Source organism: Collinsella sp. AF29-7AC (assembly GCF_003475665.1).
Taxonomy (GTDB): domain Bacteria; phylum Actinomycetota; class Coriobacteriia; order Coriobacteriales; family Coriobacteriaceae; genus Collinsella.
This window is the reverse complement of the sequence record NZ_QRQX01000016.1, coordinates 19,322-32,184: the sequence shown is the minus strand read 5'-3', so window position 1 is coordinate 32,184 and position 12,863 is coordinate 19,322. Positions and strand designations below refer to the sequence as shown.

Below are 12,863 nucleotides of genomic sequence, written 5' to 3'. Positions count from 1 at the left end.
CGCCCCGGGGCTCTTCACAGTTTTGATGGTGGACCTGACAAGATTCGAACTTGTGACCTCCCGGTTATCAGCCGGACGCTCTAACCAACTGAGCTACAGGTCCATCATGGTGGAGGTTAGGGGGATCGAACCCCTGACCTCAGGCTTGCAAAGCCCGCGCTCTCCCAGCTGAGCTAAACCCCCACGGAGACAGTAATAAACACCCCAGCGGCGACTCGGCTCTCGCTGGGGTGTTTATTGCGAAAGAAAGTGGTGGACCTGACAAGATTCGAACTTGTGACCTCCCGGTTATCAGCCGGACGCTCTAACCAACTGAGCTACAGGTCCATCGCGCAAGGGATATATTAGACGAGTCGTTACGCGCACGTCAACAACTTTTTTGAAAATCTTTGAGGGGTGTGTCAGACGGCTGGGCGAGATGGGTTAGGTTTGCTGCTCGGGCAGTCCTGCGCAAGACGAAGGCCACATTAAGTGGCCTTCTTTGCGTGCGGAACTCGCGACAAACCTAACCCATCTCGCCCAGCCGTCTGACACGGGGCTCCAAGCTTGTCAAAAAAGCGGTCGGCACGCAGTGCGCCGACCGCCGATATATGGGGTCTGATATTTTCTACCAGCTAGGGCCTCTTACTCGTCTAGGAGATCCTCTGGCATGTCGTTGCCGTCGCCTAGATCGACAGGGGTTTCTTCGGGGGCGGAGCCGTCTTCTGTGGCTTCGCCTTCGGGCTTCTCCTTGGCGGCCGTCATGCGGGCTACGGCGCAGATGCGGTCGTTGTCGTCGACGGTCATCATCTTGACGCCCTGGGTGGCGCGGCCGGTCTGGCTGATCTCGTCGGTCTTGACGCGAATGACCGTCGCGCCCTCCGTCACGATGAACAGCTCGTGCTGCGGGCCCACCGTCTTCATGGCCGCGAGGTTACCCTTACGCTCGGTCATTTGGATGGTGTAGACGCCCTGGCCGCCGCGATTCTGCTCCGGGTAGTCCGCGACCGGCGTGCGCTTGCCGTAGCCGCGCTCGGTGATGACGAACAGATCGCCGTTGCCGTTAGTGACTTCCATGCCCAGAACGCTCACGCCGTCCTTCATACCGATACCGCGAACGCCGCTGGTATCGCGGCCGGTGGCGCGCACCTGCTCCTCGGAGAACATGATCGCCTTGCCCGCGGTGGTGGCCAGGATAATCTTGTCGCCCTCGCGCACGCGGCGCACGTTCAGCAGCGCGTCGTCGTCACGCAGGTTGATAGCGATCAGGCCGTCGCGACGGCTGCGGTCATATGCGCTCATCACGGTCTTCTTGACCATGCCGCTCTTGGTGGCAAACATCAGATACTCGTCGGCAGGGAACTCGCGGCAGCTGATGACGCTCGCGATCTTCTCGCCCTCCTCGAAGGGCAGCAGGTTGACGATCGCGGTACCGCGCGCCTGGCGCGTACCCACCGGCAGCTCGTGCACCTTCAGGCGATAGACCTTGCCCTTGCTCGAGAAGAACAGCACGTACTCGTGCGTGGACGCGATGAACATCTCGTCGATGACGTCGTCCTCTTTGAGGTTGACGCCCGACACGCCCTTGCCGCCGCGCTTCTGGGCGCGGTAGGCGGCCACCGGGATGCGCTTGACATAGCCGGTGTGGGTAATGGTCACGACCATGTCCTCGTCGGCAATGAGGTCCTCAACGTCCAGGTCCTTCTCGACATGGCTGATCTCGGTGCGGCGCTTATCGCCGAACTTCTTGGAGATCTCGCGCATCTCTTCCTTAATGACGCCCAGGATCTTCTCCTCGTGCGCCAGCAGGTCCTCGTAGTAGGCGATGGCGCGGCGCAAGCCGTCCAGCTCTTCCTGAATCTTGTCGCGCTCCAGGCCGGTCAGGCGGCGCAGCTTCATCTCGAGGATGGCCGTGGTCTGCTCGGGCGTAAAGCCAAAGCGCTCGATCAGGCGGCTGCTGGCCTCGGAGTCGGTCTGCGAGGAGCGGATGATGCTGATGACCTCGTCGATATGGTCAAGGGCCATCAGGTAGCCCTCAAGGATATGCGCGCGGGCCTGGGCCTTCTTAAGGTCGAAGCGGGTGCGGCGGGTGACGACGTCGACCTGGTGGTCGATGTAGTGCTGCAGCATCTCGCGCAGACTCAGGCATTTGGGAACGCCGTTGACAAGCGCCAGGTTGTTGGCGCCAAAGGTCGTCTGCAGCGAGGTGTACTTGTACAGGTTGTTGAGCACGACCTGCGGGATGACGCCCTTCTTGAGTTCGATGACCAGACGGATACCCTTCTGGTTGGACTCATCGCGCATATCCGAGATGCCCTCGATGCGCTTGTCGTTGACGAGCTGGGCGATCTTCTCCTGCAGGGTGCCCTTGTTGACCATGTAGGGGATCTCGGTAAAGACCAGGCGGCTGCGGCCGGTCTTGGTGGACTCCACGTGAGCCTTGGCGCGCACGGTAATGGAGCCGCGGCCGGTCTCGTAGCTCTGCTTAATGCCGGCGCTGCCCATGATGATGGCGCCGGTGGGGAAGTCCGGACCGGGCATGATCTGCATGAGCTCGTCGACAGTGGCGTCGGGATTATCGATCAGGTAGCAGGTTGCCTCGATCGCCTCGGTGAGGTTATGCGGGGCGATATTGGTGGCCATGCCGACGGCGATGCCCTGGCTGCCGTTGACCAGCAGGTTGGGGAAGCGCGCAGGCAGTGCCACGGGCTCGGCGAGCGATTCGTCGTAGTTGGGCTGCCAGTCGACGGTATCCTTCTGCAGGTCACGCAGCAGCTCCATGGCGGGCTTGGCCAGGCGGCTCTCGGTGTAACGCATGGCTGCCGCGCCGTCGCCGTCGATGTTGCCGAAGTTGCCGTGACCGTCGATGAGCGGCGTGCGCATGGAGAACCACTGCGCCAGGCGGACCATGGCCTCGTAGACCGCGGAGTCACCATGCGGATGGTACTTGCCGATAACTTCGCCGACCGTCCAGGCCGACTTCTTGTGTGGGCGGTTGGGGTAGATGCCGCTCTCGTTCATCGCGTACAGAATGCGGCGGTGAACCGGCTTTAAGCCGTCGCGCACGTCCGGCAGGGCGCGCGCCGTGATGACCGACATCGAATACTCGATGAACGACTGTTTCATCTCACGGCCAAACTCCGAAATCTGGAGCTGGCCGCCGTTTATATCCTCGCCGGCCGAGGCGCCACGATCGACTTCGCCAAAGCTCTCCTCGAGCTCACCGTCGTCGTCCTCTTCCTCGTCATCATCGGCATCGGGGTTATAGGCGTCAGGATCGCCGTCCTCGCCCTGCTCAGCACGGGCAAGCAGGCGCTTCAGATCGTCGGGCATGCCGGCATCGCCGGCCTCGCCCATACCCTCGTTATTGTTGATATCGTCTGCCACGTTACCTCCTCATGGTTTGCGTGGTCCATTAGTTCCCTGCCACGGAGACGAATTACCGGGAACACCGGATAACCCTCCTAGGTTTTCCAGGTGCCCCAGGTTGCCCTGAAGGATGAGGGCGCGCGCCTTGCGTGCGGCGCCCAAAATCCTGAAGGGCAAGCTGGGGTGCCTGGGAAAGCTAGGCGTCTAAGAAGCGCGCATCGTGCGCGTGTTTTTCAATGTACTCGCGGCGATAGCCGACCTCGGAACCCATCAGCTCACGCACGGCGCGGTCCGCCACCACGGCGTCCTCGATCGACACGCGCTGCAGGATGCGGGTCTTGGGGTCCATCGTCGTCGAGGCAAGCTGCTTGGGGTCCATCTCGCCCAGACCCTTGTAGCGCTGGACGGTATAGCCCTTGCGCTTCTTGGTGATCTTGCCGTCCTTGGCCTTGCCGTCCTCGTCGTCCTCGTCGGGGTTCAGGCCCAGGCTCTGAATGGTGTCGCGCAGGATCTCGTCTTCGGGCTGGCGGCCGTTGGGATACACGTAGTGGATCTTGTTGCGCACCTTAATACCAAAGATAGGCGGGCAGGCAACATAGACGTAGCCGGCATCGATCAGCGGACGCATGTACTTGTAGAAGAACGTCAGCAGCAGGATGCGGATATGCGCACCGTCGACGTCTGCATCGGTCATGATGATGATCTTGTGGTAGCGCGCCTTGGTGATATCGAAGTCGCCGCCGTCGCCGGCACTCGTCGTGACACCGCAGCCGATCGCGGTAATCAGCGACTGGATGGTGTCGCTCGAGAACGCGCGATGGTCACCAACGCGTTCGACGTTCAGAATCTTGCCGCGCAGGGGCAGAATCGCCTGGATGTCTCGGCGACGGCCGTCCTTGGCCGAACCGCCTGCCGAGTCGCCCTCTACGATGAAGAGCTCGGTCAGCTCGGCATCGCGCACTGAGCAGTCAGCGAGCTTACCGGGCAGGGACGCCGTCTCGAGCAGGCTCTTGCGGCGGGTCGCCTCGCGCGCCTTGCGGGCGGCGTTGCGCGCCTTGCAGGCCTGTTGCGCCTTCTTGACGATCTCGCGGGCGGGCTTGGGATGCTCCTCCAAGTAATCGGCGAGGCCGTCGGTCACGATCTTGAGCGTGAGCGCGCGCATATAGGAGCTACCGAGCTTGGCCTTGGTCTGCCCCTCAAACTGCGGATCGGGCAGCTTGACCGAGATAACGGCCGAAAGGCCCTCGCGCACATCGTCGCCGGTCAGGTTGGCGTCTTTTTCCTTGAGCAGGTTCTGTTTGCGCGCGTAGTCGTTGATCACGCGGGTGAGCGCGGTGCGGAAGCCCTCAAGGTGCATGCCGCCCTCGGGAGTGTAGATGTCGTTGGCAAACGACATGACGTTCTCGCCGTAGCCGCTATTCCACTGCAGGGAAACCTCGACCTCGCCCATCTTGGCCACGGGAGCGTCCGGGTCCGATTTGCCCTCGATGTAGATGGGCTCCTTAAAGGCCTCGGGGACGTCCTTGCCCTCGTTGAGGAACTTGACGAAGTCGATGATGCCGCCCTCGTAGCAAAACTCCTCCACGTGGGGAGTCGCCTCGCGCTCGTCGGTCAGCACGATCTTGAGGTTCTTATTGAGGAACGCTGTCTCCTGCAGACGGTTGTGCAGCGTATCGAAATCGTAGATGCAGGTCTCGAAGATCTCGTCGTCGGGCCAGAAGGTGACGGTGGTGCCCGTCGAATCCGAGGTGCCCACGACCTCCATCTTCTTGACGGTCTTGCCGCGCGAGAACTCCATCTCGTAGGTGTTGCCATCGCGACGAACCTGAACGACCACGCGCTTGGACAGTGCGTTGACGACGGAGATGCCTACGCCGTGCAGGCCGCCCGAGACCTTATAGGCCGAGTTATCGAACTTACCGCCGGCGTGCAAGATCGTCATAACGACCTCGAGCGTCGGGATCTTTTTAACAGGGTGCTCGTCGACGGGGATGCCGCGCCCGTTGTCGACGACCGTGATGGAGTTGTCGGCGTGGACCGTCACCTGGATCTCGGTGCAGAAACCGGCCATGGCCTCGTCGACGGAGTTGTCAACGATCTCCCACACCAGGTGATGCAGACCGCTGGCGCTCGTCGAGCCGATATACATGCCCGGGCGCTTACGAACGGCCTCGAGACCTTCGAGAATCTTAATCTCGCCGCCATCGTAATCGTTTTCGTTTGCCACACGTCCTCCTTCAGTCAAGAAAATGTGTACAGCCTTACTAGTTTATCGTAAAAAAATACCCTCGGGAACGAGGGTATTTGGCTCTACAAGGCCACCAGATGCGATTTAAGGCTCTTTTTTGCTTTGCACGCCCTTGGCCCACTCGGCACTGGCTCTCATGGCATTCTCGAGGGCCTCGCGCAGTTTTTGGTCTTCGATGGGCGCCACTTGGCGCTCGATCTCGGTACGCTCGGCCTCACTTAGGTCGGCGTGCGGGGCCGGCGGTCGCTCGGTCGTCGCCGGGCGCAGGCGCTCCTTGGCGGCGGGCGGCGTGTGACCGGGCGCGGTGGTTTTGAACACCAGGCCGTCCACATGCGCACCGGCGCGCTCCATGCGCGCACGGATGATCTCGCGCAACAGCGTCATTTCCTGCGTCCACGAGGGCGAGTCGAGATACACCAGCAGCTCATTGGACTCGGGCAGGTAGCGCAGCCCCGTCACATGCCGTCCCTCGCGCGTGCCCGAGCACACCGCGTTCCATGCGCGATAGACCGCGCGCGACTCCTCGGCGGCCTCCATCTGCGCACGGCGCTTAGGCGTTGCAGCCGCCAGGATGCGCTGGCGCTCTGCGTTCAAAAATCCACTGAAGGCGACCGTCTCGCTCTCGCGCTCGTAATTAGCACGTCTCACCCATGCTCACCACCTTGGCTCGATCAAGCAGGTCATCGGTAAAGTACCCCAGGTTGGTCGTAGTTATGACCGTCTGGATATCATCGCCGATCAGCCGCAGGAAAGCGCCGCGACGCTCGCCGTCGAGCTCGCTCATCACGTCGTCCAAAAGCAGCAGCGGGGCGGTGCCCAGGACATCGCGAGCCACGGCCACCTCGGCCACCTTCCAGGACAGTACCAGCGTGCGCTGCTGTCCTTGGCTGGCAAATGAACGGGCGGAGCGACCCGCCACGGTGAACTCGATCTCGTCGCGATGCGGTCCCACCAACGTCACGCCGCGGCGAATTTCCTCGTCGGCATGCTCGTCAAGGGCGGCCAGCATGCGCTCGTACGCCCAACCCTTCAGCTCTTCGCGATCCTCGACCTGGGGCAAAGCCCCCAGCGTGGACGCATAGGTCACGTTGGCGGCCTCACCTGACGCTACTTGCCCGTAGACAGTGTGCACATGGCCCGCCAGCCGGTCGAGCAGAGCCAACCGGTGCACGAGCAGGGCCGAGCCCGCGCGGGCAATCGAATCGTTCCACGCGCCGAGCATCTCGCGGCAGCACCAGGTCTCCTTGAGCAAGGCGTTACGCTGGGTCACGCAGCGCCCATAGGTGCTCGCAAGATCGGCATAGCGTGCGCTCAGTTGCATGCCAAAGTCATCGAGGGCGGCGCGGCGCACACTGGCGCCACGCTTAACCATGTCCAGATGGTCGGGGCAAAACAGCACGCTCGGAAGAACCCCGCGCACACCGGCGGCAGAGCATCTCTTGCCGTTGCGGCTAAACGAGCGCTTACCGTCCTCCGCGCTCAATCCCATATCAAGCACGCGGCCGTCGCCCTCGAGCCTCAGCTCGATCTTGCACGAGCCCACGCCGTCATGGACGAGCTCGGCTGCGGTCGGATGCCTAAACGAGGCGCCGCTCGTCAGCAGCTGCAGCGCCTCTATGAGATTGGTCTTTCCCGCCGCGTTGGGTCCCGCAAGTATCGTCACGCCCTCGTCCAGGGCAAGGTGATAGCTATCGAAGCTGCGGTAGTGCGCGACGGAAAGATCGCGGGCGAACATGGTCATGGCGCAGCGCTAGATGCGGACCGGCATGACCAGGTACAGGTAGTTGATCTTGTCGTAGGACTTAAAGATGCCCGCCTGCGAGTAGCTCTTGAGCTCCAGCGTGATCTCCTTCTCCTTGGACAGGGCATTGAGGCAGCCGAAGATGTAGTGGTAGTTGAAGGCGATGGTACCCGACTCGCCCTCGGCCTCGACATCGATCGTCTCCTGCGCAAGGTCCTGGTCATTGGAAATGGAGGACAGGCCCATCTGCCCGTTCTCGACATCGATCTCGAACTTGACGGCGGGGTTGGCGCTCGCGATAACGGCCACGCGCTTGAGGGCGGCGTTAAAGGCGGCGACGTCGATCTTGACGCTCGTCACGCACGAATCGGGGATGAGCTGCTTGTAGTTGGGGTACACGCCCTCGATGCGACGCGACACGTAGGTGGTGTTGCCGGCCTCGAAGACGACCTGGGTGTCGGTAGCCCCGATCATGATGGTCGCTTGGCTGGCCATGATGTTCAGCGCGTCGTTAAAGGCGTCAGCCGGAACGTTGAGCTCAAAGGAGCCCTCGAGGGTCGAGGTCTCGACCTGCGTGTCGCACACGGCCAAGCGGAAGGAATCGGTCGCCACCAGGCGTACGGTGTTGTTCTCGACCTTCATGTGCACGCCGCCCAGGATGGGGCGAGCCTTGTCGGTCGAGGTGACGCGCCACACGCGGCCGACCATTTCGGACAAGACATCGGTCGGCAGCTCCACGGCACTCTCGATGGCATAGGCCGGAAACTCGGGGAAGTCATTGGCATCGAGCGTGTTCAGGCGGAAAGAGCTCTTCTCGCAACCAATCAGCACCTGGCGCTCGGACAGCTCAAAGGTGACCGGGGCATCGGGGAGGGTCTTGGTGATATTGGAGAGCATCTTACAGGGAATAACCATCTCGCCCTCTTCTTCGACATGCGCCGCGATGCGATGACGGATCGAGATGGTGTAGTTAGAGGTCTGGAATTCCAAGATGCCGTCTTGGGCCTTAACGAGCACGCCCGACAGGATGGGGAGGGTGGATGCCGAAGCGACACCCTTCATAACGACGCCGATGGCTTGTGTAAGCGAGCTCTGGCTGACGGTGAACTTCATCTTTTAATACCTTTCTATAGATATAAATATCTTAATAATAGTAATAGCACTGACGAAACTGTTGATTACTCCCAAAGACGCAGGTCAGACCCAGAAAGAGAATCGACAGCAACCTGTGTGCAACAGGGGTGGTTTTCCACGTTCAAAACCTGCGCAAAACTTTTCATCACCGCGGGTTGGGTTTTAGACACCTTATGCCCGTGGTTTCGACAAGTTTTCAACAGGTGTCTCTATTTCCCTACGAGCGCAGTGTAATTTTATCGCGCAGCGACTTGAGGTCTTCGGTGACGGTGCGGTCTTCCTGGATCATCTTCTGGACCTTTTTGTAGCTCGTGCTGACGGTCGAGTGGTTGCGGTTGCCAAATTCGGCGCCCACCGCCGTGGTCGTCATCTCGCACATCTCGATGGCCAGATAGATGGCAATATGGCGTGCTTTGGCGATATTGGCGTTGCGGCGCGGGCCGATGAGCTCCTCGTGCGTCACGCCGTACTGCTCTTCGATGACGGACTGAACCGTCTGGACGTTGATCTTTTTGGCCGATGTGTCGAAGTACTGGCTGGCGATGGCGTCGATATCGTCAAAGGTGAGCTCCCCGCCCTCGCGCTCGCGGTCGCCCGCCTCGCCGGCGCAGCGCTCGCAAAAGCTCTCGAGTTCGCGGATGTTGGTGCCCGAGACCTCGGCCATGTGTTTAAAGTGGTCGTCGGTCAGGTGCCCGCTGTCGCCCCCATAGGCCGCCAGCAGCGAGTCGTCGCCTGCCTCGGGAGCGGCGACGATGGTGTTCTCGTAATAGCGCTGCAAGATCTTGTATTTCATCTCGTAGCTGGGCTCTGCGACCAGGCAGAGCATGCCGGCGTTGAAGCGGCTGGTCAGACGCTCGTCCATGCTCAGGTCCTTGGGGGCGCGGTCTGCCGCGATGACGACCTTCTTGTTGTTGCGGATGAACTCGTCCATGAGCTGGAAAAAGTAGTCCACGCTCGCGCGCTTGCCGATGATGTTTTGGATGTCATCGATGATGAGCACGTCCACGCCGTGGTATGCCTGCATGATAGGGGCGTTGCTCTTCTTTTGGCGGTCGAACTCGGTCATCAGGTCGTCCAGATATGCCTGGGAGTTGGCATACTTGACCTTGATCTCGGGCGACTTCTCGGCGAGCTCGTTTTTGATGGCAAGCAGCAGGTGCGTCTTGCCCAGGCCCGATTTGCCGTAGATGAACAGTGATGTGCACGTGCCGCGCTCGTCCGCGAGGGCGGCAAACTTGAGTGCCGAGCGATAGGCATGGCTGTTCTCGGGGCCGTAGACAAAGTTCTCAAAGGTAAATTTTGAGTTCGCGGCGAGTGGGGCTCCATCCGTATTCTGCTCGGCCGGCACGGTCGGTGCCGGCATGGGTGAAGCGGGGGTCGCGGCTTGCGTGGACTTAGTCGGCGCCCCGCCCTTCATCTGGTTCATCATGCGACGAAAATCATCGGCCGAGAGCGTGTTCTTGATTGCAATGCCCGAATCCGCGCCCGCCGCTGCGTCATGAGCGATGGGCATGTGCGTGACGGGTGCGTTCGTTGACGTCGCAGCGGCGGTCGGCAACGGTGCCATGGTTTCACGGGAAACATCGCTGTGCTGGTGCTCGATTGTCGGCACGTCGCCTGCGGAGGCTGGCGCCGCAGGGGAAGCAGCGGGAGCCGTGGCGGGCACCGTCGCGGCAGCAGATTCGGCCGTTGCGCCTTGCGGTGCCACGATGTCGAGCGCGATCGGAGCAAAGGCGATTTCTTCCAGATAGGCCTCAATAGTCGGCTGATGCTTTTTGAGCTGCGCGATGGCAAAGCGCGAGGGGGCCTCGATCGTGAGCGTATCTTCGGTCAGGCTTATGGCGCGCGATTGCCCCAGCATGTTGATGAGGCGTGCATCTTGGCCGTCGCGCTGGCAAAAGGCGATGGCATCCCCCAGGATGATGCTTGCTTCCTCGTCCACTGTCTCTCCCGTTCTTTAGCTCTGAGCTCGCACGCGAGCGGCGCCGAGTTCGGTCAGATGGTATTTCTGGCCATGCTTGATGACCAAGCCGGCCTGCGCCAAGTCATTGAGCGTGCGTGACCAAGTGGGGGCCGAGTTTCCAAACGCCCTCGCCAGATCGGTTGCACCGCACGCTTGATTTTGCGCCAGATAGCCCAGCGCGGCGTTGCCGCGATCGCTTACGAACACGTCCGGCTGTGGCTGCGCATACTGATTTGCTGCATTAGGATACATCATTTGAGCTGCTGATTGTTGAGAACTCTGCATCGGCGACATTTGCTGTTGAAAACTTTGAGGCCACTGTTGGTAAGGCTGCGGAGTCATCTGCTGGGCCCAGGGGTTGTACTGCTGCTGCGGCATCTGCTGGTACGGCTGCTGATATCCCTGCTGGTACTGCTGTGGGAACTGCTGGCCATACCCCAGTGGCGGCATCTGCTGATATGGAAATCCCTGTTGGTACGGCTGATATCCCATTTGCTGGCCACCCGGTGCCCCCGTCGCCTGCTGCATTGCTGCTGCATCCTGATCCGCCAGCGGCATGGCCTCTGGCACGTTTGGCGGCATCGACATCGACGCCGCCTGGGACTCTTGTGTAGGAAGCATTCCGGGCTGCTGCATCTGTCCCACGCGGGGCTGCATCTGTTGCGTTGCCATGGGCTGCTGCGCAAAAGCTCCCGGCAGGGGATATGCGGGCTGCTCCGTCTCGGGCCGCACGGCAGCACCGCGCCCGCCGGCGCGTTCGATTTCCTGCACGCGTTTAGGATCCAGGCTTACCGTAACCACGGTGCCGTTGCCCATGTTGTCCTCGATGGACACGGCCCCGCCGGCGTTTTCCAAATACTCCTGCACCATGGGAAACCCTGCTCCGGTTCCACGGATATAGCGCTTCATCTTGCTGTTTGCGCTGGTAACGCCAAAGTCGAAAGCGCGCTCCTTGTCGTCGATGCCGGGTCCTTGATCAGCAAAGCGGATGGTGTCTCCGCCGTCCAGAATCGAGATGATGGGCTCGGCAAAGTGCGCGTGGATAAAGTTTTCGACAATCTCGCGGATGACCATGAGCGAGATATGGCCACCTTGTTCTTTCATGCACTGGTAGACGGTGTTGGTCGTCTCTTCCAAATACGTGCGGACATCTTGCGGATCAATGACGATCACACGCGGTGTCGACAGCATGTCGTCATAGACGGCGATGCGCGCGGCGTACATGACTTTTGGCGCCTGCGTGGTCGTCTGCTCGCCTTCCTCACGCTCTTCGCGCACGCCGGTGATGTGCTCGTTGTCGGGTGCCGGGTCTCCGGAATCGACCATGGTGTAAAAGTCGTCAGACATGCCGCTCGCAATCTTTCAAAAGGTTTCGAACAAATAGTAGCTCACCGTGCAATGTTTCTCATCTTTCGACAACTTTTCAAAACCTGTTGAAAACTTTGGAAAACGGACGAAAAGTTCTCAACATTGCCAACATGACCTGTTGAAAACTCGATGAAATATCGTGAAAAGTTGCCATGCACCGCTAAATCGAGCTCGGCTTATGGGGGAACCGTGTGAACTGCGCAACCTTTTACCTTTGATTTCTTGACATTTGAACATTGATTTCCCTACAATCTTCAAGCTCACGTGTCTATATCTGCGTCCGCGCCCCCGCGGACACTCGAAATGCAGCAGGAGGAACTTAAGATGAAGCGTACGTATCAGCCTAATAAGCGTAAGCGTGCCAAGACCCATGGCTTCCGTGCCCGTATGGCCACTAAGGGTGGTCGTGCCGTGCTCGCCCGTCGTCGCGCCAAGGGCCGCAAGCGTCTCACTGTCTAGCAGCGATACACACATCTCGCATGAAGACTATTAAGTCTCGGCAAGGTTTCGAGCATGTGTTCAGTCAGGGGCGTCGTTTCAATCACCCTCTGATTCGAATGACCATATGTGAATCGGTTGGCGAAGGCGACTCCGGAAGGGTCGCCTTCGTTGGTGCTAAACGGCTCGGTTGTGCTGTCGTGCGCAACCGTTCTAAGCGTGTGATGCGCGAGGCCGCCCGCAGCTGTGGATTTCCCGTTGCGGGTTATGACATCATCTTGTTCGCAACTCCCAAGACGAGGGTTTCTTCGCCTCAGGAGATGGACAATGCATTGCGTTCGCTTATGAAACGCGCCGGCGTTGCCGGGGAGGAGCGATGAGCAATCACGTTTTGCGACGTGTTGCCATCGCTCCTATTCGCATATATCAACAGGTTATTTCGCCCTTATTGCCTGACGCCTGCATTTATTACCCAACGTGCTCGCAATACGCCGTCCAGGCGATTGAGAAGTACGGTGTTTTGAGAGGCTGCTGGCTTGCCGTGAGGCGCATCGCTCGCTGCAATCCCCTGCACGTCGGCGGTTATGACCCTGTGCCCTAGTGGGCACTCGCTATCGGAGGAA

General features: G+C 60.3%; 10 protein-coding genes and 3 tRNA genes. 3 read left to right on the top strand and 10 right to left on the bottom strand.

Annotated elements, in window-relative coordinates:
- Positions 1 to 26: 26 nt before the first annotated feature.
- The 10 genes from DWZ15_RS07870 to DWZ15_RS07825 form a co-directional block, all read right to left on the bottom strand.
- Positions 27 to 103 (bottom strand) — tRNA-Ile (locus tag DWZ15_RS07870).
- Between the two features lie 4 nt (positions 104 to 107).
- Positions 108 to 183 (bottom strand) — tRNA-Ala (locus tag DWZ15_RS07865).
- 67 nt (positions 184 to 250) lie between these two features.
- Positions 251 to 327, bottom strand: a tRNA-Ile gene (locus DWZ15_RS07860).
- 297 nt (positions 328 to 624) lie between these two features.
- Positions 625 to 3,336, bottom strand: a complete 2,712-nt coding sequence (gene gyrA / locus DWZ15_RS07855) for a DNA gyrase subunit A (RefSeq protein WP_199413458.1) — start codon at positions 3,334 to 3,336, stop codon at positions 625 to 627.
- 208 nt (positions 3,337 to 3,544) lie between these two features.
- A complete protein-coding gene (gene gyrB / locus DWZ15_RS07850; RefSeq protein WP_118450329.1) occupies positions 3,545 to 5,575 on the bottom strand; it encodes a DNA topoisomerase (ATP-hydrolyzing) subunit B in 2,031 nt (676 codons plus the stop codon).
- 105 nt (positions 5,576 to 5,680) lie between these two features.
- Positions 5,681 to 6,244, bottom strand: a complete 564-nt coding sequence (locus tag DWZ15_RS07845) for a DciA family protein (RefSeq protein WP_118260018.1) — start codon at positions 6,242 to 6,244, stop codon at positions 5,681 to 5,683.
- Positions 6,231 to 7,337, bottom strand: a complete 1,107-nt coding sequence (locus DWZ15_RS07840; protein WP_118450328.1) for a DNA replication/repair protein RecF — start codon at positions 7,335 to 7,337, stop codon at positions 6,231 to 6,233. The genes DWZ15_RS07845 and DWZ15_RS07840 overlap by 14 nt, the downstream gene beginning before the upstream one ends.
- A 9-nt stretch (positions 7,338 to 7,346) precedes the next feature.
- Positions 7,347 to 8,450, bottom strand: coding sequence for a DNA polymerase III subunit beta (dnaN, locus tag DWZ15_RS07835; protein WP_099432409.1), 1,104 nt, complete (start codon positions 8,448 to 8,450; stop codon positions 7,347 to 7,349).
- A gap of 238 nt (positions 8,451 to 8,688) precedes the next feature.
- Positions 8,689 to 10,413, bottom strand: coding sequence for a DnaA ATPase domain-containing protein (locus DWZ15_RS07830; RefSeq protein WP_118450326.1), 1,725 nt, complete (start codon positions 10,411 to 10,413; stop codon positions 8,689 to 8,691).
- A 15-nt stretch (positions 10,414 to 10,428) separates the two neighbouring features.
- Positions 10,429 to 11,781, bottom strand: a complete 1,353-nt coding sequence (locus tag DWZ15_RS07825) for an ATP-binding protein (protein WP_118450324.1) — start codon at positions 11,779 to 11,781, stop codon at positions 10,429 to 10,431.
- 345 nt (positions 11,782 to 12,126) lie between these two features.
- Between DWZ15_RS07825 and rpmH the strand changes: the two genes are divergently transcribed.
- The 3 genes from rpmH to yidD are packed head-to-tail and all read left to right on the top strand — an operon-like array spanning position 12,127 to position 12,841.
- Complete coding sequence (gene rpmH, locus DWZ15_RS07820) at positions 12,127 to 12,261, top strand: 50S ribosomal protein L34 (protein ID WP_019127408.1); 135 nt, start codon at positions 12,127 to 12,129, stop codon at positions 12,259 to 12,261.
- Positions 12,262 to 12,281: 20 nt separating this feature from the next.
- A complete protein-coding gene (rnpA, locus tag DWZ15_RS07815) occupies positions 12,282 to 12,620 on the top strand; it encodes a ribonuclease P protein component (RefSeq protein WP_118450322.1) in 339 nt (112 codons plus the stop codon).
- Positions 12,617 to 12,841: a membrane protein insertion efficiency factor YidD gene (yidD, locus tag DWZ15_RS07810; RefSeq protein ID WP_022093804.1), complete on the top strand. Its 225-nt coding sequence runs from the start codon at positions 12,617 to 12,619 to the stop codon at positions 12,839 to 12,841. Before rnpA ends, yidD begins: the two co-directional genes overlap by 4 nt.
- Positions 12,842 to 12,863: the final 22 nt, after the last annotated feature.

Bases quoted from the DNA above. Each gene is read 5' to 3' on its own strand.
- DWZ15_RS07840 (WP_118450328.1), bottom strand. From the start codon at position 7,337: ATGACCATGTTCGCCCGCGATCTTTCCGTCGCGCACTACCGCAGCTTC.
- yidD (WP_022093804.1), top strand. From the start codon at position 12,617: ATGAGCAATCACGTTTTGCGACGTGTTGCCATCGCTCCTATTCGCATA.
- rpmH (WP_019127408.1), top strand. From the start codon at position 12,127: ATGAAGCGTACGTATCAGCCTAATAAGCGTAAGCGTGCCAAGACCCAT.
- rnpA (WP_118450322.1), top strand. From the start codon at position 12,282: ATGAAGACTATTAAGTCTCGGCAAGGTTTCGAGCATGTGTTCAGTCAG.
- dnaN (WP_099432409.1), bottom strand. From the start codon at position 8,450: ATGAAGTTCACCGTCAGCCAGAGCTCGCTTACACAAGCCATCGGCGTC.
- gyrA (WP_199413458.1), bottom strand. From the start codon at position 3,336: ATGGGCGAGGCCGGCGATGCCGGCATGCCCGACGATCTGAAGCGCCTG.
- DWZ15_RS07825 (WP_118450324.1), bottom strand. From the start codon at position 11,781: ATGTCTGACGACTTTTACACCATGGTCGATTCCGGAGACCCGGCACCC.